The sequence below is a fragment of the Rothia sp. HMSC078H08 genome (assembly GCF_001808955.1).
Lineage (GTDB): Bacteria > Actinomycetota > Actinomycetes > Actinomycetales > Micrococcaceae > Rothia.
This window is the reverse complement of the sequence record NZ_KV795257.1, coordinates 496,003-518,863: the sequence shown is the minus strand read 5'-3', so window position 1 is coordinate 518,863 and position 22,861 is coordinate 496,003. Positions and strand designations below refer to the sequence as shown.

General features: G+C 58.6%; 19 protein-coding genes and 1 other RNA gene. 18 read left to right on the top strand and 2 right to left on the bottom strand.

Going from position 1 to position 22,861, the window contains the following annotated elements:
• Positions 1-86 precede the first annotated feature (86 nt).
• Positions 87-335 carry a WhiB family transcriptional regulator gene (locus HMPREF2528_RS08835; protein WP_005505386.1) on the bottom strand — a complete coding sequence of 83 codons (249 nt, stop codon included), beginning with the start codon at positions 333-335 and terminating at the stop codon, positions 87-89.
• Between the two features lie 479 nt (positions 336-814).
• Here HMPREF2528_RS08835 and HMPREF2528_RS08830 point away from each other — a divergent pair, with 479 nt between their 5' ends.
• Positions 815-1,255, top strand: coding sequence for an alpha-N-acetylglucosamine transferase (locus HMPREF2528_RS08830; protein ID WP_070543758.1), 441 nt, complete (start codon positions 815-817; stop codon positions 1,253-1,255).
• A 65-nt stretch (positions 1,256-1,320) separates the two neighbouring features.
• Here HMPREF2528_RS08830 and HMPREF2528_RS08825 read toward each other — a convergent pair whose 3' ends face one another.
• Entirely contained in the window at positions 1,321-5,844 is a 4,524-nt protein-coding gene (locus HMPREF2528_RS08825; RefSeq protein ID WP_246823925.1) for an FtsK/SpoIIIE domain-containing protein, read from the bottom strand.
• 621 nt (positions 5,845-6,465) lie between these two features.
• Between HMPREF2528_RS08825 and glf the strand changes: the two genes are divergently transcribed.
• The 17 genes from glf to HMPREF2528_RS08740 all read left to right on the top strand — a co-directional run bounded on the left by glf (position 6,466) and on the right by HMPREF2528_RS08740 (position 22,791).
• Positions 6,466-7,653, top strand: a complete 1,188-nt coding sequence (gene glf, locus HMPREF2528_RS08820) for a UDP-galactopyranose mutase (RefSeq protein ID WP_005508581.1) — start codon at positions 6,466-6,468, stop codon at positions 7,651-7,653.
• 2 nt (positions 7,654-7,655) lie between these two features.
• The gene (locus HMPREF2528_RS08815; RefSeq protein ID WP_070543756.1) at positions 7,656-9,662 is read left to right on the top strand and encodes a glycosyltransferase; all 2,007 of its coding nucleotides are present in this window, start codon (positions 7,656-7,658) and stop codon (positions 9,660-9,662) included.
• A complete protein-coding gene (locus tag HMPREF2528_RS08810) occupies positions 9,659-10,540 on the top strand; it encodes an ABC transporter permease (protein ID WP_012903227.1) in 882 nt (293 codons plus the stop codon). The genes HMPREF2528_RS08815 and HMPREF2528_RS08810 overlap by 4 nt, the downstream gene beginning before the upstream one ends.
• Positions 10,541-10,544: 4 nt before the next feature.
• Complete coding sequence (locus HMPREF2528_RS08805) at positions 10,545-11,318, top strand: ABC transporter ATP-binding protein (protein WP_044150294.1); 774 nt, start codon at positions 10,545-10,547, stop codon at positions 11,316-11,318.
• Positions 11,319-11,755: 437 nt separating this feature from the next.
• Positions 11,756-13,018, top strand: coding sequence for a TadA family conjugal transfer-associated ATPase (locus HMPREF2528_RS08800; RefSeq protein WP_070507565.1), 1,263 nt, complete (start codon positions 11,756-11,758; stop codon positions 13,016-13,018).
• Positions 13,018-13,872, top strand: coding sequence for a type II secretion system F family protein (locus tag HMPREF2528_RS08795; protein ID WP_070507563.1), 855 nt, complete (start codon positions 13,018-13,020; stop codon positions 13,870-13,872). The genes HMPREF2528_RS08800 and HMPREF2528_RS08795 overlap by 1 nt, the downstream gene beginning before the upstream one ends.
• Complete coding sequence (locus HMPREF2528_RS08790; RefSeq protein WP_070543755.1) at positions 13,869-14,801, top strand: type II secretion system F family protein; 933 nt, start codon at positions 13,869-13,871, stop codon at positions 14,799-14,801. Before HMPREF2528_RS08795 ends, HMPREF2528_RS08790 begins: the two co-directional genes overlap by 4 nt.
• A 108-nt stretch (positions 14,802-14,909) precedes the next feature.
• Positions 14,910-15,137, top strand: coding sequence for a hypothetical protein (locus tag HMPREF2528_RS08785; protein ID WP_005505403.1), 228 nt, complete (start codon positions 14,910-14,912; stop codon positions 15,135-15,137).
• Entirely contained in the window at positions 15,137-15,592 is a 456-nt protein-coding gene (locus HMPREF2528_RS08780; RefSeq protein WP_070543754.1) for a TadE family protein, read from the top strand. The genes HMPREF2528_RS08785 and HMPREF2528_RS08780 overlap by 1 nt, the downstream gene beginning before the upstream one ends.
• The gene (locus HMPREF2528_RS08775) at positions 15,558-16,079 is read left to right on the top strand and encodes a pilus assembly protein TadE (RefSeq protein ID WP_083297896.1); all 522 of its coding nucleotides are present in this window, start codon (positions 15,558-15,560) and stop codon (positions 16,077-16,079) included. The genes HMPREF2528_RS08780 and HMPREF2528_RS08775 overlap by 35 nt, the downstream gene beginning before the upstream one ends.
• Positions 16,066-16,635, top strand: coding sequence for a pilus assembly protein TadG-related protein (locus HMPREF2528_RS08770; RefSeq protein WP_083297895.1), 570 nt, complete (start codon positions 16,066-16,068; stop codon positions 16,633-16,635). The genes HMPREF2528_RS08775 and HMPREF2528_RS08770 overlap by 14 nt, the downstream gene beginning before the upstream one ends.
• Positions 16,636-16,896: 261 nt before the next feature.
• On the top strand, positions 16,897-18,024 hold the full coding sequence (gene prfB, locus HMPREF2528_RS08765; protein ID WP_070543752.1) for a peptide chain release factor 2: 1,128 nt from the start codon (positions 16,897-16,899) through the stop codon (positions 18,022-18,024).
• 19 nt (positions 18,025-18,043) lie between these two features.
• The gene (gene smpB, locus HMPREF2528_RS08760; RefSeq protein ID WP_005508591.1) at positions 18,044-18,538 is read left to right on the top strand and encodes an SsrA-binding protein SmpB; all 495 of its coding nucleotides are present in this window, start codon (positions 18,044-18,046) and stop codon (positions 18,536-18,538) included.
• Positions 18,539-18,665: 127 nt separating this feature from the next.
• Positions 18,666-19,130, top strand: a complete 465-nt coding sequence (locus HMPREF2528_RS08755; RefSeq protein ID WP_049354298.1) for a DUF4190 domain-containing protein — start codon at positions 18,666-18,668, stop codon at positions 19,128-19,130.
• Positions 19,131-19,369: 239 nt separating this feature from the next.
• Complete coding sequence (locus tag HMPREF2528_RS08750) at positions 19,370-20,233, top strand: DUF4190 domain-containing protein (protein WP_070543751.1); 864 nt, start codon at positions 19,370-19,372, stop codon at positions 20,231-20,233.
• 345 nt (positions 20,234-20,578) lie between these two features.
• Positions 20,579-20,951, top strand: a transfer-messenger RNA (tmRNA) gene (gene ssrA / locus HMPREF2528_RS08745).
• A gap of 1,240 nt (positions 20,952-22,191) precedes the next feature.
• Positions 22,192-22,791 carry a hypothetical protein gene (locus HMPREF2528_RS08740; protein WP_070543750.1) on the top strand — a complete coding sequence of 200 codons (600 nt, stop codon included), beginning with the start codon at positions 22,192-22,194 and terminating at the stop codon, positions 22,789-22,791.
• Positions 22,792-22,861: the final 70 nt, after the last annotated feature.

Sequence of the window (22,861 nt, the reverse complement as noted above, 5' to 3'; positions counted from 1 at the left end):
ATAGGTTCTGTATATGACAAAAGCGTGGTGCAGTGACTTTATATCACTGCACCACGCTTTTGATGCCCTATTGAATACTCCGGAAGTTAGGATGCACGGCGGGCACGAGCTGCGCGACGCTTCATCGCACGACGCTCGTCTTCACTGGTGCCACCCCATACGCCGGAGTCCTGGCCGGTCTCGATGGCCCACTTCAGGCAGACGTCTACAACCTCGCAAGAGCGGCAGACAGTCTTAGCCTCTTCAATTTGCAACAGGGCAGGTCCGGTGTTTCCTACGGGGAAGAACAGCTCCGGATCCTTGTCCAAACAAGCTGCACGACTACGCCAATCCACGGTGGACCTCCTTCATGATTTACGGTCTCACGCGGTGGCAAGACACATCTATTTTCCTGTGCGCGTGTCAAATACATCCGCTGACGGGATGCTCACCCAGCGTTAGGGTGAAAATTGACTTATCAACTTTCGCATGTTGGAGCGGATGTGACAAGTACTTTTCTCTAAAAACTTCAGTATTACGCTGAGGCATCTATCACTTAGGCAAACCTTTGTCTAATTGAGGGGGTGGGGAATCGCATGCTGACACGCATATTCTGCGCCGCGTCTCATAGATGAGATGCGGGCGGCCGGGTGAGCGGCGCCTCAGGCATAATATAAAGCGGTACCTACCCCTGAAATACCGCACCGATGACGAGGCGGTGAACCCGAGACAGGGGAGCGCCCACCCGCTAACGCACTAGCGCATCGGAAACATACCAGCATGCCGGACCGAATACACCCCGGTCTGCCCCGCCACTACCCATGAGGAGCCCACCGTGACGTCACGCCCGTTCAACGTCATCTACGCATTCGCCCTGACCGAAACCTTCGCGGCATACATTCTGATTCGCGGCATCCTCTACCCCTTTATTGTCAGCGGTATGTCTACCGCCCAGGCGATTGTGGGCGGTGTGCTCCAGGTGCTCATTGCCGCGGGCATGACCTACTTTGGCCTGCGTTTCTACCGCGGCCGCTTCGGTTCGCGCCTGCCCATGATCCTGATTACTCTCTGCACCCTGTGGGTCACCGCAAGCACCCTCATTATGAACGTGAGTGCTTACGGCCTGAATATCGGCCAGCTCATCACGATTGCGGGTGTTATTGGCGCGGCGGCTGCCTTCATCTTCGTGCTCATGCCCAGTAGCCGCCGCTATATTGAGGCGGTCACTGAGGAGTCGGGCGAAGAAGCGGAGAAGTACAGCCGCCGACGCCGCTAAACCCCTAGAGCGTAAACCCCTAACGCCGCTAAACCCTAGATAGCTCGGCGCTAGAGTGCTCAGCTTTAGACCGCTACCGGCACCTTCTGCGTAGCTGTTACAGCCTGTGCAGCCGTGGTCAGTGCCAGGGGAACCTGCGCCGCACACACGGAAGCACCATCCACCACCACAAGACGACCGGCGGGCTGCTCGCCCTGCGTGAATCGATCCAGCGGCAGCGCGGTCACCGTGCACATGTCAGCATCCGCCAAGGATGCGGGTGCGAGCAGAAGCGCACGCGAGCATCCCATGAGCGCAGCCAGCAGCGGTGAGGAGGCGCGCCTCGGCCACGGCGTGTAGGCGACCAGCATCGCGCGGAACTCACCGCGACGCTCCAGAAGTAGCTGCTGAACGGCGGGTTGCAGGTACTGCAGGTCGTCAATGAGCACGAGCGTGCGCGCGGGGTTTGTCACTGAGTCCAGGAGTGCACGGGTACGCTCCACGCTCGGTGGTTCACCCGACGCTCCGCCATCACCCGAGGTGCCGCCAGAACCCTCAAGGATGAGGGTTTCGAGCTGCGGGTTGAGCTGAGCAATACTCTCCAGCAGGGTGCTTTTACCCGCCGACCGGGAACCCTGCACCGGAACTACCGCGCCAGCCGGGGCGCTCAACCACACCGGCATCTGCCGGCGATCAAACGCGACCAAGAGCTTAGCGCCCTGCGGATTGCACGCGGCGTGGGCGGCGGTCACGTACTCGGTCGAGGGCATGCGATAGTACTCGGGGAACTGCCGCAGAAGAGTGCCGGGGTGAGTGCCTGACCCGTTAGAAGCGCTCGTGGCGTTACCCTGCAGAACCTGAACCAGCTCCTGGAAACCCGCAACGCAGGGCGAAAGAATCGACGCGCTCAGCGGCTGATCCCCAATCAACTCCTCGTTAATGGCACCCTCCACGCAGTAGTGGCTCTGTGCCGGGGTCGGGTAGTCCTTGCTCGTTGAACGCATCAGGTCAGCGTCCAGGAAGCGGCGGCTCAACAGAGTGGAATGCGCCGCAGCGGCGAAACGACCGCGCGGGTTCAACGCGGAGGTGAACACCACCGAATAGCCGCGACGGCACCCCTGCGAGAGCAGATCGTAGAGCAGGTTCTCCGTATCGGGTTGGCGAACCAGTGCCTCCAGCCAACTGTCCAGACCGTCCACGACAATGAGCGGGCGGGTGGAAGCCTCGGTACCCCACAGGTTCGGGGTGCGCAGCTCCTCCAAGCAGAACCGCAGATGCGAAAGCTCCTGTGCACCCACGAGCGACTCAAAGGCACCGGCGTAGGGTTCCAGGTCGCGGTAGAGCGCACCGTCAGAGGTCAGCAGAACAACCGGCGTGCGGGCGGCGAATGCCTGAGCTAAAAGCCCGTAAAGCATCGGGGCTCGTTCGGCGCTCTGCGCCAGCAATGCCAGCGCCTGCTGACCCGACCAGCTGATCGGGCGGCGCACACCGTAGCGGGCAATCTCCAGCTCACCCAATAGATACCCTTCGGAGGCAACGCCAGAGTCTGCAGGCTCCTGCGGGGTAGCCGCCGGGTCAGTGCCGTACGCTACCGGTTTGCTAACCGGCGCCTCCACCACGGGCAGCGGGGTGTTCTCGGGAAGCTCCGGTGGAATCGGGCAGTACTCATCCTGAACCGCTGCATTCTTCTGAAGACTCCTCGGCGCGTACTCGCGTTCATAGAGCGCACGAATCTGCTGCGCCGAACGAATCAGCAGCTCATCCTCATTACCGCCGCCCTTCTGAACGGCAGAAGCGGCAGACAGCTCACGCCAGCCGCCCTCCTCAAGACCCAACACCTGCACCGGACGGGCATCGCTGCTCGAGGGGACCGCATCCACCAGCGGGGCGCGGAACGGCAGGGAACGACCATCCGGCAGGCGCACATACCCGGCACCCGGATGCGCCGCCGAAATATACGCCGCAGACTCATGCTCCAGCAGGTTATAGGAATCCTGAGCGCTCGCCACGCGCAGGCAAATGCTCGCGGCAATATTGGCGCGAATATCCTGCGAAATAGCACCCTGCGGACGCTGAGTCGCCAACACCAGATGCAGACCCAGCGAGCGACCAATCGTGGCAATGCGCATCAGCTCAGCCATAGCATCCGGCATGGAATCGATGAGCATGCGGAACTCATCCACCACAATCAGCAGCTCGGGGTAGCGCGGAATCGTGCCCGCAGCCTGGCAGGACGCCAAGTAGTCGCGGTAGGAGTTCACACCGAGCGCCTGCAGATCCACCTCACGGCGGTGAATATCGGCGCGCAAAAATTCGAGCGCACGCTCCACCGCCGACACATCAAAATTACTCAACACGCTGAGTGCATGCGGCAGCTGAGCCAGAGGACCCAAACCAGCAGAGCCCTTGAAATCCACCAGAATCAGGCCCAGACGCTCGGGCGGGTAACGTAGCGCAGCGCTGAGTACCAGCGAACGCAGCAGCTGCGATTTGCCAGCACCGGTCGTGCCACCGAGCAACCAGTGCGGACCGTGCTCAGATAAACCAATATTCAGCGAACCGCCCGAAGAAACACCCAGGTAGCAGCGAATATCGGAGGCGTAACGCTGAGCGGACCAGCGCTGCAGAACGGACTCCACCGCCACGTCATCGGCACGGTTCTTCTGCTGTGCGCTCTGCTGCTGAAGAGATGAGAACAGATGCGCCGACTGGTGCACCTGCCCCTCACTGAGCGCGCCCTGCTCCTGCTCGCACCCGGCGCGGTACAGGTTCTCAAGAGCGGCACAGAACGCCTCGAGGCTGAGCCCATCGGCGTGCTGGCACAGACCCTCACACGCCAGAGGATGCACCTGGTAGACACCCTCGGTGGGCTGCACCGGAGGCATCGCATAGCCCTGCGCGCGGTAACGGATGCTTTGACGGTGGCTACCCTCACTCGCGCACTCAACCCAGGCGGCACCAAAAAGCGCACCGGGTGCATGTGCGGAATTATCACCCTCAGCACTGCCCAGCACGCAGAGCGCAGGGGCGTTCATCTTCTGCTCACGCGGGGAGGAGAGCGCGCGGGATTGCGAACCCTCAGCGATAGCACCGGAGGTTAGTGCGGTCAGCAGGGGAGCGTAAACCGCGCTCGCATGCTGCGGCATGAGAATCAGCGGCGGAACCGAGGAAGAAAGCTCCGACTGCAAGCTGCTCTGCAGAGCCTGCAGATACTTCTCCTGCTGCGTACCCGGCAGACAATGCACACTCACGCCCGGCACCACAGCCAGAGTTTGTAGCAGGGCGTTCATACGTTTCTGCGCACTATTGTGAGCTTCGGCCAGCAGAACGTGCACCGAACCCGGATAGCCCGCCACCAGCTGCACCAGGTAGGCGCGCAGATGCGCCTCCTCCAACTTAAGGTAGTGACCGAGAACCGGGGTGGGCAGCGGTAGATAGTGGGGTGCATCCTGCTTCTCCAGAGCGCCCAGCGGGAGGTTGCGGCCGCGCAGGTAGGGCTGGCGGGGACCGCACCCGAGCACGATAGCCGGGTAGTCATGCAGGGCAGAGGGACCCGAAATCGCCAGGTCGCCCGCAGTCGGCAGGGTGAGGGCACGTTCCTTTTCCTGCTCAGCCGCCTGATGAGTTTGCTGCGATGCGGCACGGTTCTCCGCCCGACCGCCAAAGAAATGCAGAAGCATCAGCAACGAAGACGCCGCAGACATCAGCAGAAGGAACCACATGCCGGTCACCAGCGCAATAATCAGGCCCACCACAATCGGAAGGCACACGCTCAACAGAATCTGCTTGAGCTTACGCGGCGCGGGAGGGTTCACCACCACCGGCTCAAAGGGGTTGCCGGCGTCGCCCAGGGGAGCAAGCGTCTGCGCGGGTTCGCCAGGGGAAGAACCGGGGGGAGCGGTGGCGCTCGCCTTCTTAGTGGTGTGTTCGCGGTCGGCGCTGGGTGAGGTGAGCATGCAGAGTGAGGAGCCGAGGCGGAAAGGCTCGTCCCAGCGCAGGATGCGCGGCTCGGCGCCCTGCGCCTTCATACTGCCATGTGCCTTCTCGCTGCCCTCGCTTGCGGCGGGGCGTTTCTCGATCCAGCGGATGCCGGAGCTATCGGCGTAGAAGCTGCCGTGCACCGGCTTGAGGAAGGGGTCCTGCAGGTGAATGTGGTGCGGCTGTTCTCCTCCACGGGCAGGTAGTGCCGCCCTGCCGAGGCTGGTGCGGCCGCGGCTGATGGGGAAGGTTGCGCCCGCTTCGGGTCCGCGCAGAATGTGCAGGAGGCTGACGGCGGGCGCGTTCAGCGATTGAGAATCTTGGGGCTGAGAATTTAGGGGCTGAGATTCGTTCGGAATGTGGATATTTAGCGCATCCGAGGTGTTGAGGGGGTCCTTATCGTGCGCGGGGCGTAGCTGGAACGTTGTATCCCGCGCCTGAGCGTGCGCGCCGGGTGTAGAGCGTTGCAGAGCGTGGTTGAGTGCCTGCTCTAGAGCCTGCTGGTTTGTGCTACCTGTGCTACCGGGGTGCAGCTGTATTCCGTTGGGTGCCGCCTCGCCGTCGAGTCGGAGTACGCGGGGGTAGGGGAGCGCGTTGGTGGTGTTGTGGTGGTCGAGAAAGAAGAGAGTCATACCCTCAGAAAACATTAAAAAGCATTAAAGCTCAATGAATTACCTGTATATAAACTAAGACGTTCGTATTTTTTGAATTTTTCGCCCCATTTTTCAAAAAGCTGTGGATAAACCGCCCCAATCACCTCTCGCGTGCACCGGCGCGCATCCCCAAATATGCCGGCAGGGGTGCTTTCTTGTAGCGCGTGAGAGCACTTAAAATGCCCGCTTCGACCTGTCCCTTGTATCTGCGGCTCTATGCGACGGCTAATTATCGCAGTAAATAGAGCGGGGTGAATATTTACCCGTAAATAAAATTCCTTCACCGTGAGCGGGCCGTAAAAATACACAGAAGAAAGAACTGTCTCAGACCCGCTTGACCTCGGGGTTCGCGAAGAATATTCACACAGAGAAAGAGTGTGCGAACAATAGTCCAAAAGCCCCTAAAAGCACGTCATAAGTATGCGTAGTGCTTGATAAACAGGTATCTTAGATTATGACTATATCCATCACGGGAGGGGCTTTTTGTACCCACCCGTGCGGATTGCGGCGCGACTGAGAACCCTCGGATGTGTCCAATCTGGTAGGTGAATACCGCCCTCGCAGAAGCGGCGGTGCGCCGTGATAATACAGGAGAAAACATTGACCGCTGACCTCGTAGTAGTCGGTTCGGGCCTCTTTGGTCTGACCATCGCAGAACAGGCTGCCACTGAGCTGGGCCTGAAGGTTGCCCTGCTGGACCGCCGTTCCCACATCGGTGGTAACGCATACAGCGAGAAGGAGAAGCAGACCGGTATTGAGGTGCACCGCTACGGTGCGCACCTGTTCCACACCTCCAACGAGCGTGTCTGGGAGTACGTGAACCGTTTTACCGAGTTCACCAACTACGTACACCGCGTGTACACCCGCCACAACGGCATCGTCTACCCCATGCCGATTAACCTGGGTACCATCAACCAGTTCTTCAACGCAGCTTACTCTCCCGCAGAGGCAAAGGCGCTCATCGCTGAGCAGGCTGGCGAGCTGGCTGGTACCGACCCGCAGAACCTGAATGACAAGGGTATCTCCCTGATTGGTCGCCCCCTGTACGAGGCGTTCATCAAGCACTACACCGCTAAGCAGTGGCAGACCCCGCCGGAAGAGCTGCCCGCATCCATCATTTCCCGTCTGCCGGTTCGCTACAACTATGACAACCGCTACTTCAACGACAAGTACGAGGGTCTGCCCGTTGACGGCTACGCAGCATGGCTGGAGCGTATGGCGGCGCACCCGAACATTGAGGTGCACCTGAACACTGACTTCTTCGAGCCCGGTCACCAGTACTCTCGCGAGAACGTCCTGGGTCAGATTCCCGTGGTCTACACCGGCCCGGTTGACCGCTACTTCGACTACGCTGAGGGCGACCTGTCCTGGCGTACCATCGACCTGGAAGAAGAAGTCCTGCCGATTGAGGACTTCCAGGGCTGCTCCGTGATGAACTACCCCGATGCTGATGTTCCCTTCACCCGCATCCACGAGTTCCGTCACTTCCACCCCGAGCGTGACTACACCAAGGACGCAACCGTCATCATGCGCGAGTACTCTCGCTTCGCGAACAAGGGCGACGAGCCGTACTACCCGGTCAACACCTCCGTGGACCGTGAGAAGCTGCTGGCGTACCGCGACCTGGCTAAGGGCGAGAACAACGTGCTGTTCGGTGGCCGCCTGGGTACCTACAAGTACCTGGATATGCACATGGCTATCGGCGCTGCACTGTCCATGTTCGATAACAAGATCCGCCCGCACTTCGCTAACGGTGCGAAGATCGAGTCCGGTGGTGTTGACGCATAACCATGGCTGATAAGACTTTGAAGAACCTGCAGCGGGTTATTTTCCCGAGCGCGGTTGAGACTGACGTCGTGCCCCTGTACGTGGACGCGAGTGTCGCAACCGGCGTTCAGCTGCCCACCCGTATTGACGGTGACGCTTCCACCTCCATTGCGGAGGCGATGAACACCTCCGGTCAGTCTGTGTCGAGCGCCAGCGCGAACCGTGATGCCGCGAACAGCCTGAACAGCCGTCGCTCCATCACCGTGAATGCGGGCCAGAGCCTGTCTTTCGGCACGTACTTCAATGCGTTCCCCGCCTCGTACTGGCGCCGCTGGACTGACCTGCAGAAGGTCGTTCTGAGCGTTCAGACTCGCGGCGAGGGCATGGTCATTGTGTACAAGTCCAACGGCCGTGGCGTGATTCAGCGCGTGGATGCGAAGCTGCTCTCCGGCGAAGAGACCAACACCTTCACCCTGCCCCTGGCACCGTTCGGTGACGGCGGCTGGTACTGGTTCGACCTGGCTGGCACCGGCGACCTTGAGCTGATTGAAGCGAACTGGCTGGGCGACATTGAGCCCCGCGCAGACGTGAAGGCTGGTCAGGCGACCGTGCAGATTACCACCATGAACAAGGTGGAGTACTGCATCAACAACATTCGTGCTCTGGGTGAGAGCCCCGAGATTTTCGATGCTGTGCACGAGTTCCTGATTGTGGATCAGGGCACCCAGAAGGTGCAGGACCACGAGGACTTCGAAGAGGTCGTCAAGCCCCTCTCCGGTAAGTTCCGCATCATCAACCAGGGCAACCTGGGTGGTTCCGGTGGCTTCTCGCGCGGCATGTTCGAGGCTGTCAACAACGGCTCCGATTACGTGTTGCTGCTCGATGACGACGTCATCGTTGAGCCCGAGTCGATCCTGCGTATGGTGACCTTTGCGAACTACTGCAAGGAACCCACCATCGTGGGTGCGCACATGTTCGACATGTTTGACCGTTCGGTCCTGCACGCATTCGGTGAGGTTGTTGACCCGTGGCGTAACTTCTACGCTAAGCCGCACGAAGACATGGCGATGGGCCACAACCTGGGCCACCACAACCTGCGTAACACCCCGTGGCTGCACCGCCGCGTGGATGTGGACTACAACGGCTGGTGGATGTGCCTCATCCCGACCACCGTCATTAAGGAAATCGGTCTGTCTCTGCCCCTGTTCTTGAAGTGGGATGACGCTGAATACGGTCTGCGCGCTAAGGCTGCGGGCTTCGCTACTGTGTCCTTCCCCGGTGCGGGCGTGTGGCACGTGTCTTGGACTGATAAGGATGACTCCGTCGGCTGGCAGGCGTACTACCACGAGCGCAACCGCCTCATTACGGCGCTGCTGCACTCGCCCTTCGATAAGGGTGGCCGCGTGCTGCTGGAGTCCCTGTTCTTGGACGTCAAGCACACCCTGTCCATGCAGTACTACACTGAGGCTGGCCGCCTGATGGCGCTGGAGGATCTGCTCTCCGGCCCCGATCACCTGCACCCCTCGCTCTCGCAGCGTCTGCCGGTGATTCGTGCGATGGCTAAGGAGTACCCGGAGTCTCAGGTGAAGCCGAATGTGGATGATTTCCCGGCTATCCAGACGAAGAAGCCTCCGTTCCGTGGCCGCCGCGCCTTTGCGTCCCCCGGTTACAAGAAGCTTGCTTCCTGGACCGCGAAGACTGTTGCTCGTCAGCTGCTCAAGCCGGTGAGTGAAGAGGCGAAGGCTCACCCGCAGATTCAGCTGAACTACGGTGAGACCAACTGGTGGACCCTGTCGAAGTTCGATTCGGCTCTGGCGACTAACGCTGAGGGTACCGGTCTGTTCTGGTACCGCCGCGATCCCGAGCAGCTCAAGTCGAAGCTGGCTCAGGCCGCTAAGCTGCACGTTCAGCTGGTGACCGGTTGGGATAAGCTGCGTGAGCAGTACCGTTCGAAGGCTGCTGAGGTTGCCTCCTACGATGCGTGGGCTAAGACCTTCGCTGAGCATACGGATTCTGAGCTGACCCGATGAACGATCTGAAGTCTGTTCCCCTGAAGGCGCCCGGCCGTGGGCGCGGCATCCTGGATGCGGTGAAGAACCGCTACCTGCTTCGACTGCTGGTCGATAAGGAAATCCAGGTCCGCTACCGCGGCTCGGTGCTGGGCATTTTGTGGTCGTACATTAAGCCGGGTGTGCAGTTCCTGGTGTTCTACATTGCCATGGGTATGTTCCTTGGCTTGGAACGCGGTATGCACAACTATGCGGTGTACCTGTTCTCGGGCATGATTGCCATTAACTTCTTCTCGGAGGGTTTTGGTAATGGTGCTCGCGCCATGGTGGTTAACAGCGCGCTGATTCGTAAGATTTACCTGCCGCGTGAGCTGTTCTCGCTGTCGACGGTGTGGGTGGCTCTGGTGCATTTTGTGCCTCAGATTGCTGTGATGCTGCTGGCCTGCTTCTTGGTGGGTTGGTCCCCGACCTTCCTGGCGTTTGGGTCGATTCTGGCGGGCATGCTGATTGTGATGATGCTGTCCTATGGTCTGGGTTTGATTTTCGGTGTGGCGAACGTGTTCTTCCGCGATTCGGAGAACATTGTGGACATGCTGCTGATGGTGGCTACCTGGTTCTCGCCGGTGCTGTACTCCTGGACCATGGTGCGTGACACTCTCTATCCGTGGGTGTTCAACGTGTTCATGCTTAATCCGCTGACCGTTGCGGTGGAGCTGTTCCACTATGGCTTCTGGCATCCGACGCTCCGTCCTGAGGATTTGGCGCTTCCTGCTTCGCAGGTGGTTCCGCATCTTTTCAGCTTCTGGACTCCGATTGCCCTTGGTATTTCTCTGCTGACCGTTTTGATTGGTGATTTGCTCTTCCGTAAGTTTGAGGGCAACTTCGCCCAGGAGCTCTGATTCTGTGGATATTAAGAAGCTTGAGTTCCCGCCGGTGAGCCCGGACGCTCCCGTGGTGATTCACGTGGAGAATTTGGTGAAGCGCTTCGTTCTGCGCCACACCCGTTCGATGAAGGAAGCTTTTGTGTGGCTGATTAAGGGCCGCAAGGGTGATCTTTCGGAGAAGTTCAATGCGCTCAACGGCGTGAGCCTGGACATTCGTCAGGGTGAGCGTGTGGCTCTTCTGGGTCTGAACGGCTCGGGTAAGTCCACGCTGCTGAAGATGATTTCTGGCGTGATGCGCGCCGATGAGGGTGAGGTTCTCACTCGCGGCAATATTGCGGGTCTGATTGAGGTGGGCGCTGGTTTCCACCCGGATCTGACTGGCCGCGATAACGTGTACCTCAACGGCGCGATCTTGGGTATGTCCAAGGAGGAGATTGAGGCTTCCTTCGATTCGATTGTGGATTTCGCTGAGATTCACGACTTTATCGATACCGAGGTGAAGTTCTACTCTTCGGGTATGTACCTGCGTCTGGCGTTCTCGGTTGCGGTTCATACGAACCCGGATATCTTCCTGGTGGATGAGATTCTTGCGGTGGGCGATGAGCCGTTCCAGAAGAAGTGTATTGCGAAGATTCAGGAGCTGTGCTCTGCCGGTAAGACTCTTGCCGTGGTGAGCCATGACCTGGATTTGGTTTCTAAGATTTGTGACCGCGGCGTGGTGCTGGAGCACGGTAACCTGCGTTTTGACGGTCCGATTAAGGAAGCTGTGAAGGTGATTCGTGGTGGCGACTAGCCGCTAGGTGATTGCTTGTGATGGGGCGTGTATTCCCGATGGGGGAGTGCACGCCCCTTTACTGTGCCCGAAAGTTGTTGCTTCGGGATGGGGTGCGATGCTGCAAGATGGCGGCTGCGAGTGTTTTAAGACGAAATGTTACGTGTGCACCAAGTGCAACATGGCTGCGGTGGGCGGTAAGGGGTTCGAGGGGTGCGCGTGCAGCTGTTCTGCAAGTCACAGCTGACTAGGCGTTTTGAATGTTGGTGCACGTTGGGTAACAATATGTGCAATTCCATGCATCAAAAATACTCAAATACTATACTCGTAAATATTAAGGGGCGTTTTATTACATTTTGATAAATTTGATGCGCTGAGGGTAGGGTGATGGTGGCATTGATGTATCAATGCTTCACCGTATTCCACACAACCACACCACACAGCATCGGATCATTTCAATGGAGAACACCGTACTGGATACCCGGGCGGAGCATCTAACTCTGCTCGAGGAGAATATCCGTGAGGCAATGCGTCACCGCAGCCTGGACCCGCACGAGGACCAGCACGCGGTGCGCGGGCTCATTGACGAGCACCTGAACGATTATGAGCAGCGACGCACCCGCATTTCCCTGCCGGATTTGGGTGACCGTGAATCCGTGATTCAGCGCCTGCACGATGAAATCTGCGGCTTCGGCGTGATTCAGCCGTTCCTCGATGATGAGAGCGTTGAAGAAATCTGGATCAACTCTCCCGACGAAATCTTTATCGCCCGCAATGGCGAAAGCGAATTGACCGGTCTGCACCTGAGCACTGAGGCAATCAATAGTCTGCTGGAGCGTATGCTCAAGCCTTCCGGTCGTCGAGTGGACCTTTCCTCCCCGTTCGTTGATGCATCCCTGCCGGACGGCTCCCGCTTGCACGCGGTGATTCCGGATATTACCCGCAAGCACACGAGCATTAACATCCGTAAGTTCGTGGTGCGTGCCCGCCGCTTGCCCGACCTGGTGCGCATGAACTCGCTGAGCGCCGGCGCTGCGTCCCTGCTGCACGCGGCGGTGGAGAGCGGCATGAACATCCTCGTCTCGGGTGCGACCCAGGCGGGTAAGACCACGATGCTGAACTGCCTGTCCGCGTCCATTCCTCCGCGTGAGCGCGTGATTACTTGCGAAGAAATTTTTGAGCTCGCGGTTCCGCTGCGCGATGTGGTGGGTTTGCAGTGCCGCCAGCCGAACCTTGAGGGTACCGGTGCGATTGAGCTGCGCCGCCTGGTCAAGGAGGCTCTGCGTATGCGCCCGGACCGCATCCTCATTGGTGAGGTTCGTGAGGCGGAATCCCTGGATATGCTCATTGCGCTCAACGCGGGCCTGCCGGGCATGTGCACGATTCACGCGAATTCGGCGCGTGATGCGGTGACTAAGATTTGTACCCTGCCGCTGTTGGCGGGCGAGAATATTTCCTCGGCGTTCGTGGTGCCGACCGTGGCGTCCTGCTTTGACATTGTGGTGCATTGCGGTCGTGATTCGCGCGGTCAGCGTCAGGTCGAAGAGATTAGCATGCTGGGTGGCCGCGTTGAGGACGGCGTAATTGAAATGTCCCCGCTGTTTGTGCGCCGTGACGGCCGGATGGTGTGCGTGGCGTTGGAGTTGCCGAACCCGGACCGTTGGGTTCGTGCCGGTCACCGCCCCGAGCAGGTGCTGGCTGCGGCGAAGGCGGGTCAGTGATGCCTCTGTTTCTGAGCCTGATTTTGGGGTTGGGCGTCTGCCTGATTTACCTTTCCTGCTTTCCTGATAGTGGCAAGCCGCCGAAGCCGAGTAATGATCCGGCGCTGGTGATTGCTCTTCGTAAGGCGGGCATGCATTCGTTGACGCCTCGCACGTTCATGTGGGTGAGCGTTGCCAGCGGTGTGACTGCCTCGGTGTTGTTGCTGATGGTCACTCAGCTTCTGCCGTTGGGTCTGCTGGGCCTGATTGGTGGTTTTGTGGCGCCTCGCGTGGTCGTGAATCATCGTGCCCGCGCGGCGGATGCCCGTATTTGGCAGCTGTGGCCGGATGCTGTGGACCACCTGCGTTCTGCGATTCGCGCGGGTCTGTCCCTGCCGGAGGCGCTGATTCAGCTCTCGTACCGCGGCCCGGAAGAGCTGCGTGATGCCTTTGCCCATTTCTCGCGTGATTACCGTGCGTCGGGTGAGTTCGTGCCGTCGCTGAACCGTTTGAAGGAGTATCTCTCTGACCCGGTGGCGGACACCATTATTGAGGCGTTGAAAATTGCCCGCGAGGTGGGTGGTTCGGACCTGGGTAAGCTGCTGGGTACGCTGAGTGATTTTCTGCGTGAGAATGCGCGTACCCGTTCGGAGCTTCTGGCGCGTCAGTCGTGGACTGTGAATGCGGCTCGCCTTTCCTGCGTGGCGCCCTGGTTTGTGTTGTGCCTGATGGCGACTCAGCCTGCCGCGCGCATGGTGTATAACTCGTTTGCCGGTGCGATGCTGATGATTGCCGGTGCCGCTATTTCTTTGGCGGCGTATCGTCTGATGCTGCGTATTGGTGAGTTGCCGCGTGAACGGAGGGTTTTCGGATGAATCTGCCTCTGATTTTTGGTCTGCTGCTGGCGACCGGCGTGGGTCTGATTCTCTCATCGGTGCTGAATACTCGCAGTATTTCGTTCTCTGATCGTGTGGCGTCGCAGCTGCGCGGTGAGACTCTACGTGAGTCGCTTTTGAAGGAGCAGGAGCGCCGCGAGCCGAGCCTGTTGGAGGCGATTTCGGCGTTCTGCGCGCCGCTTCTGCGTTCGTTGTCTTCGTCGCTGAGCGGCTCGTCGTTGAGTGATAGTTCGGTGCAGGAGCGTCTGCGTCGTGCTGGCTCTTCGCAGAGTGTGAGCGCGTTTCGTGCTGAGCAGCTGCTGTGGGCTCTTGCCGGTGTGACCGTCATGAGTGCCCTGACCGTTATCGGTGTGGTGCAGGAGCGTTTCTCTATCCTGGTGGCTCTTGTGCTGGTGCTGGTGAGTGGTTTGAGCGGCTTTCTGGCGCGTGACTGGTGGCTGGGTGAGGCGGTGACTAAGCGTGAGAAGCAACTGGTTGCTGAGTTCCCGGCGCTGGCGGAGATGATGGCTCTGTCGGTAACGGCGGGCGAGTCGGCGCTGGCGGCTTTGGAGCGTATCTGTTTGACTTCTCGCGGCGAGTTGGCTCGTGAGTTTTCTGAGATTTTGGCGCAGACCCGCACCGGTGTTTCGTTGCTGAGCGCACTGCAGGAGTTTGCGGAGCGTACTCGCGTTCCGGCGTTGAGCCGCTTCGTTGAGGGTATTGCTGTTGCGATTGAGCGCGGTACCCCTCTGGCTGATGTGTTGCGTGCGCAGGCTCAGGATGTGCGCGATAACGCTAAGCGTGAGCTGATGGAAACAGCCGGTAAGAAGGAGATTGCGATGCTCGCCCCGGTGGTGTTTTTCATCCTGCCGCTGACCGTAATTTTTGCGGTCTTCCCGGGCCTGTCGCTCATACGTTTGAACTTTTAGATTTTGCGGCGGGTACACACCGTACCGGCTGCACCGCGGTGGGCGGGGCTGATTGCCCGGTGTGCCGCACCAACCACACACTACACCCTTTGATAGAAGGAGAAAATCATGTTCCGTCGTTTCCGCACCACCCTCACCGTGCTGATTGCCCTGGCTATCGCATCCGTGCTGGCTCTGCGCCTGAAGAACAAGCAGGATGACCCCGAGCGCGGCGACGTGCCCGGCTGGGTCATGATCACCATGATGAGCGCCGTGCTGGTTGCCGCTATCTTGGCGATTGCTCAGCCTGCTCTGACCAAGATGTTCAACGACGCAATTGCTCTGGTTCACCAGTAATGCGTAAGCGCCGCATCGCTTCTGAGCTGACTGCCGCTGAGCTATCCTCCGCGGAATATTCTGCGGAGGAGAGCGAGCGCGGTGACGCCAGCACGGAATTCGTCATGGTCGGTGCGCTGCTGGTGTTGCTGACCATGGCGATTCTGCAGGTTTCTTTCGCCCTGTATGCACGAACCATGTTGGTGGATGCTGCGGCGGCTGGGGCACGTTACGGTACGATGCGTGACCGCACTCCGCAGGAGGGCATGGAGCGTACCCGTCAGATGATTGAGGGGTCTCTTCCCTCTTCCTATGCTGAGAACATTTCGTACCGTCAGAGTAGTGATTCTACGGGTGTGCGCACCTTGGAGGTGACGGTAAAGTCGCCTTTGCCGGTGCTGGGCCCGTGGGGTTTTCCGGATTCTATTGAGGTGAAGGGGCATGCGATTTATGCGGAGCATCGTTCCGGTGATTAGTGGCTTTTCGCTTCGGCAGCGGGTGAAGGAACGCCTGAAGAGCCGGTCTGACCGGCCTCTTTCTAACCGGCACAGCCCCGAAGAGGGTAGCGCCATTGTGGAGTTCCTGGGTTTGGGTATTACTCTGCTCATCCCGGTGCTCTACGGCATTCTGACGATTTTTAGCTTGCAGTCTTCGGTGATGGCGGCTCATGCGGCGAGCGCCCAGGTGGTGCTGTATGTGCAGGAGCAGCCGCAGGATTCGTCTGTCGGTCCTGATTTGGCTCAGCGTCTGGCGGTGCATGCTGCCGCGGATTACGGGGTTGAGCCCTCCGATGTGAGCGTGTCATTGAGCTGTCCGTCGGGGGAGTGCGTCTCAGGTACGAAGGCGTACGCCACGGTGACGGTTCAGGCACGTCTGCCGTTGCTACCTTCGTTTATGGGTGGCGGCGTGATTCCGGTGAGTTCTCACGCGACGAGTTGGGGGTCTGGTCATGCTGATTCCTAATGGTTCGCCCGCTCGCCTGTTATCGCCGGCTCGCCTGCTTTCCTCGGTGCGGGAGCGCTACGCTAACGCATGCCGTCGTACCCGTCTACAGGCTCGTGCCCGTGCGCAGAGCCGGGCGCTCGCCTCAGACCCGTTTGCCTCAGACCCGGAAGAGGGCAGTATTGCCCCGCTGATTGTGGGCATGTTGGCGTTGCTTCTGCTCATCGGTTCGGTGACAGTGGCGATTACGGGTGCGTATCTGCAGACTCAGCATCTGCAGGATATGGCGGACGCTCAGGCGAACTCGATTACCCGCACGATGCGCACTCCGGATGAGGCGAGTGGTTCGGCGGCGTGGGAGTATGCGAGTGCGTACTTGGCTGAGGTTCAGCCGGGGCAGGATTTTCAGGCGTTGCGTCTGGAGAATGTGTCCGTGGATTCTGATCAGAGCGTGCACGTGTACCTGTCGGCTCGTATTCGTCCGCCGCTGCTGTCGATTCTGGTGCCTGATGGTATTGAGGTGACCGCTCATGGTTCGTCGCGTTTGAAGACGAGCCAGGGCCCGTCCACCGATTAGTGCGTCCATCAACGGCGCACGGGCGTAACGGCGCACGGGCGTAACGGCGCACTCGCTTATTGGTGTGTTGTGAGCCCCATAGACTGCGAGGGCGCATCCGCAAGGTAGTGTAACGGCTAGCGGATGCGCCCTCGTTTTATGCCTTTTTATGTCTTCGTTGCGCGGCTTCTGCCCTCTAACCACTCTGTCCTTCTGCGCTGTGGGCTGTTGCGGGCTGTAACGGCGGGACTTTCTGGCAGTTTCGCGATAGTGTTAAAAGCTATGGCATCCTTCGACTTTTCTGCTGAGATTAAAGAGCTTCGCGCGATCTTCGACTCTATTGCTGCTGTGAGCGATATTGAGGGGATTGAGCGCGCTATTGAGGACCTGTCTGCGCAGGCTGCCGCACCCGATTTGTGGGATGACGTGGAGAACGCGCAGAAGGTGACGAGTGCACTGTCGTATAAGCAGTCGGAGCTGAATCGTCTGCGTTCGCTGTCTTCTCGCATTGATGATGTTGAGGTGATGGTGGAGCTTGCCGAAGCTGAGGATGAGGAGACTGCCGCCGAGCTGCTCGCTGATGCTGAGCGTGAGTGCGGTGAGATCCGCACCAAGCTGGAAGAGCTTGAGGTGCTGGTGCTGCTCTCGGGTGAGTACGATCAGCGTGAGGCTGTGGTGACGATCCGTTCGGGCGCCGGTGGCGTGGATGCTGCTGATTTCGCGGAGATGCTGCTGCGCATGTATCTGCGTTGGGCGGAGAAGAACGGCTACCCGACGAAGGTGCTGGACACCTCCTACGCTGAGGAGGCGGGCCTGAAGTCGGTGACCTTTGAGGTGAACGCGCCGTACGCTTTTGGCCGCCTGTCGGTGGAGGCGGGTACTCACCGTCTGGTGCGTATTTCGCCGTTCGATAATCAGGGCCGCCGCCAGACCTCGTTCGCGGCGGTTGAGGTGATCCCTCTGATTGAGCAGACGGATGCTATTGAGATTCCCGAGTCTGAGATTAAGGTGGATGTGTTCCGCTCGTCGGGCCCGGGTGGTCAGTCGGTGAATACGACGGATTCGGCGGTGCGTATGACTCACTTGCCGACCGGTATTGTGGTGTCGATGCAGAATGAGAAGTCGCAGTTGCAGAACCGTGCGGCGGCTTTGCGTGTGCTGCAGTCTCGCCTGTTGCTGTTGCGTAAGGAGCAGGAGGATGCGAAGAAGAAGGAGCTTGCCGGTGATATTAAGGCAAGCTGGGGTGATCAGATGCGCTCCTATGTTCTGCATCCGTACCAGATGGTGAAGGATCTGCGTACCGGCTATGAGGAGGGTAATACCTCTAATGTTTTGGATGGCGGTTTGAACGCCTTTATTGATGCTGGTATTCGCTGGCGTGCTTCGGGGCGCGCGGCTGAAGAGAGCTAAGACGTATAAGGATTGAGTGATGGCTCAGAAAAAGAAGAAAGACGCGAAGAAGGACCCGAATAACGCGATTATTGCCCAGAATAAGAAGGCTCGCCACAACTACAACATTGTGGATACCTATGAGGCGGGTATTGTTCTGCTGGGTACTGAGGTGAAGTCTCTGCGTGATGGTGGGGCGTCCATTGTGGATGGTTTCTGCCAGGTGACCGATAACGAGTTGTGGCTCGAGGGTATTCATATTGCGGAGTATGGTTACGGTACGTGGACGAACCATGCAGCTCGTCGTCGCCGTAAGCTGCTGCTGCATCGTTCTGAGATTAATAAGCTGGCGCAGAAGCTGAAGGAGACCGGTTACACGGTGGTTCCGTTGAAGCTGTACTTCTCGAATGGTCGTGCGAAGGTTGAGATTGCTTTGGCGACCGGTAAGCGTGAGTATGATAAGCGTCAGGCTTTGCGTGAGCGTCAGGATGACCTGGAGGCGCGCCGCGCGATGCGTTACCGCAACCTCGGCTAGGGCTGAGGCAACGGCGGGATGCACCGCTGGTTCGGTGACTGCCTGTAGGGGCGGGGCGCGGTTCCTCGCGTATAATGGTTGAAAATTCGCGGTGTACCGCGAGCACCATACGTTTTTGAGGAGACACATGTCTGAGAACCCGAACTACCAGCAGAACCCGGGCGAGTTCATCCCCGCACCGCAGCAGGCACCCGCATACAACATGCAGGGCGGCTACCCCGGCTACCAGCCGACTCCGAGCTCGGCTCTGGCGATTGCTTCGCTGATTCTGGGTATTATTGGTCTGCTCTCTGGCTGGCTGATTTTCGGTGGCGCGCTGGGTCTGGTCGGCGTGATTCTGGGTATTGTTGCCCTGGTGAAGGTAAAGAACGGCACTGCCTCCGGTAAGGGCATGGCGATTGGTGGTATTGTCACCGGTGCGCTGGGCATGATTGTTGCTGTTGTTGTGCTGGTTCTGGGCTTGATTGGCATTGGCATGCTCAGCGAGTGCGCTGAGAATGCGGTGCAGGATTCGAGCGGTAACTATGTGTGCACCGTTCATGGTGAAACCATGACGATGAGCCCTAAGGAATATGAAGCTGTCCGCCGCTAAGCCGCGTTGAGCATATAGAGATGTGAAGGGACCGAATAGTGTTGAACTATTCGGTCCCTTGTTCTTTCTCGGCGCTGATTCTGCCCGATTGGTGGATTCTGGGCGCTGAATCTGAAATCTTGAACTTCACAGATGACCCAAATGACAGCTTATTTATATAATGGAACCGAACTCAGCGCGCAATGGTGCGTTGGGCGAGTATAAATTGTTCGCTGCAACTGTGAAGGAAAGAACGACGGATGTCTGAGAATAACTACGGAAACAACCAGGGGAACGCGCAGAACCCCTACGCTGCTCAGCAGCCTAATTCTTCCGCCCAGGGCTCGTACGGTCAGGATTATGGCCAGGCTCCTTCGGCTCAGAACACTTACGGCCAGGACTACGGTCAGAGCGCATCCGCTCAGAACAGCTACGGCCAGGCGCAGCAGAACTCGGGCCAGCAGTCTTCGGCTCAGCAGAGCCAGTACGGCCAGTTTGGTGCGCAGCCCTCTTCGCAGAATGCTTACGGCCAGAACGCTGCCCAGGGTGCTTCGGCACAGAACACCTACGGTCAGCAGCAGTACGGCTACGGTCAGGACGCATCCTACCAGGCTCAGCCCGCTCAGCAGAACCAGTACGGTTACGGCCAGGAAGCCTCGTACCAGGCTCAGCCTGCTGACTACAATTACCAGCAGAACTCTTACCAGCAGCAGCCTCAGCAGGACGCTTATGGTTACGGTCAGCCCGCAGGTTACCCGTATGCGGCTCCCATTGTGAAGAAGGCTCCCGGCATGGCGCTGGCTGCGATGATTCTGGGTATTGTGGGCGTCGTGACCGGTTTCTTCGTATTTGGTGCGCTGCTGGGTATCGCTGCGATTATTCTGGGCGCCCTGTCCCTGAAGAAGGTCAAGGAAGCTGGTGCGGGTAAGGGCTTCGCGATTACCGGTATCGTAACCGGCGCGGTGGCTGTCCTGTTCTCGCTGTGCATGCTCTTCGTGTACATTTCTGTTGCTCAGACTGCTGAGAAGTGCCTTGAAGTTGGTACCGATGACGGCCACGGTAACGTGGTGTGCCAGATTGGTGATAACCCGAACAACCGCATGACTGTTCCGGCTCACCGCTAAGTCTTAGCCGCCTAATTTTGGCTACCCAGCGCGGTACGCGAACGGGGTGAGGATCCCAGATTTTCTGGGGTGCCTCACCCCGTTTTCTGTGCCCGTGATTTTCTGCGCTCGCCGTGTTTTTTTGGTGCTAGCGGCGGCGGATGTTTCGGTGGCGGAGGCGCGCTAGCACTCTTCTCTGGTAGCGTTCTCTGTCAGTGAGAGCGCTGCGCGTGCGGGGTGGGTGACTTGCACGCCGTTAAACATCTTAGTTATACTGAATCTCTACCGTGTTTGAATGGCACCGCGGCATCAAGGTATGTCGAGGAAAACTTTCAGAAGACGGTGGGCTTTTTGATAAAAGCATAGGGGGATGATCGGTTTCGACGATGTGAGTTGAGATGGGTGAAGCGTGCCGAGGATGCAGGGTTATCTCGTTAACGCCCTCTGCAAAAAATTAAGTGCAGAATCTAAGCGCACTGACTTCGCACTCGCTGCCTAAGCGCGAGTTGCCGTCTGTCGGCCTGAGCATGCCTTTGGCTCAGTTACCGGCATCGACTTAAAAGGCCACTGCTGCTAGCCCTTGTTGCGGGGGTTAGTGGGACTTTTACGTAACTAGGTTCGTCGGTATATGTGTTTATGCAAGTACCGGAGCCGAAAAGTAGCGTTCGCATAAACTGCGCACGGAGAAGCCCCGTTGACGCCACATCGGACCGGGGTTCGATTCCCCGCATCTCCACGATCTCCCAACCGTCCGCTATCCCGTATGGGGTGCGGCGGTGATTATCGGTTCCAATCCAGAGGAAGAACCGCGGTAGGTTTCTACCACCCGGCAGGACGCCCCACGGCGTCACCTGCCGGGTATTTTTATGCCCAATTGTCAGTCTGTATTGCTGGTTCATTCTGGGGTGTACCGGCGTGCTCGTGGGTTGGGCGTCAAAAAGTTTGGGCTAACGTCAAAAAGTATGGGCTGGCGTCGAAAGGTTTAGACGGACAACATCTTCATCCGCACCGACCCTGCCGGGACCATCAAACCCTACAAAGAAAAATCCACCGAGAAGATCGACGGCGTGGTGGCCACCATCATGGGCCTCGACCGCGCGATTAGATGCGGCAGCGGACCCGACACTGAGAGCGTGCATGACAGAAGAAGCATATTTTTCATGTAATGTAAATTTACGTGTTACATCTGGCGAGACTCTCTGATAGACTGCTGAGTAGTGATGTAAGATACATCACTATGTGACGTGGGAATGCAATCACAACCGCAATTTCTGCTTGGAATCGGGGGTTAGCTGCTTCCACGATTGCAAGAGCTTTAGGGCCAGCATTCGTTGGTGGTTTTGGAAAAGCCATTGGAGGTCCGGCACTAATTGCCTTTGCGCTAGCTGTTGCAGCAGTGTCCTGCACTCTTTAATCTGGGAGAGGTCCAATGCGTACGAAGAATATATTTACACTAGGATTTTTTCTCACTATTGTTCCGGTGTTCTGGGTGATTATCTCATTTGCCAGAGACGGGGAGTTCTTTAATCCAGTATCAATTCTAAGTGCAATTTTAGGAGGTCTTTTGGTCACTTTTGCAGCCAGAAGGACGCTTGAGAGTGATTCAAAGTTCCCTAAGGGACCTAGCAAGTAAAACATCGCTTAGAAGTTTCTAAGAGGAGGAACCGCGCTAGGTTTCTACCACCCGGCAGGACGCCCCACGGTGTCACCTGCCGGGTATTTTTATGCCCAATTTCGGTGTCACTCGGGGCGTGCCTGCGTGCTTGGAGGGTGCTCAGGTGACCGCATTGTAATGAGAACGTCATCAGAGAAGACGAAAACGCACCCTATGCCGTAGTATCGAAGGGTAGATATCGTTGTTCGGTGTCGGCTGTTCATTCAACCTCATCGGCAACGTACGAGAGCAACCCAAAAGTCGCTTATAGGCGCACCACCGCTACGATGCGGTAGCTACTATGACGACCACTCAAGGACACACCATGGAAAACCAGATTCCCGCCCCCTCCTTCCCGGAGCAGAGCAACGCAAACTCCCCGCAGCCGGTACCTGCAGGCGTAGCACCCGGCGCTCCCCTCGGCGCCGCACCCGGTGGCCCCGCCCTGGGCGTGGCACCCGCTAACGTGCGCGACCGCGACGACAGCTACCAGCGCATCCCGGACATCTACCGGGTACCTGCTGAATACCGCCGCCCCTACGGCGAGACCACCGGCGACTTCCGCGGCCCCGGCTACTTCTACTCCATCGGCGCGTTTGGCGCCTCCCTGGGCGCCCTGGCACTGACCCTCTACGCGTGGGTTCAGGTCGCGGCACTCCACTCTGAAGCAACGCTCAACTCCCGCGGTTACAGCTCCTCTGCGTATAGCTCCGGTCTGAGCCCCAACATCATGGTGATTGCTCTGCTGCTCGTGGGCCTGATTCCGGTCGGCGTTTCCATCTGGCTTGCCATCTACTCGGCGAAGGTGAACGCCGGTCACACCACCAAGTACACCTCGAAGATGACGACCTTCAACATCCTGGCGTACATCATCTCGGGTCTGAGCCTGCTGGGTCTGCTCGGCACCCTCACGATGCTGTCCTAAAACTGGCAACGCTTGCTCTCATAGCGATACACAGCGAGGCGGCGGCTTTCCACTTACCGGAAAGCCGCCG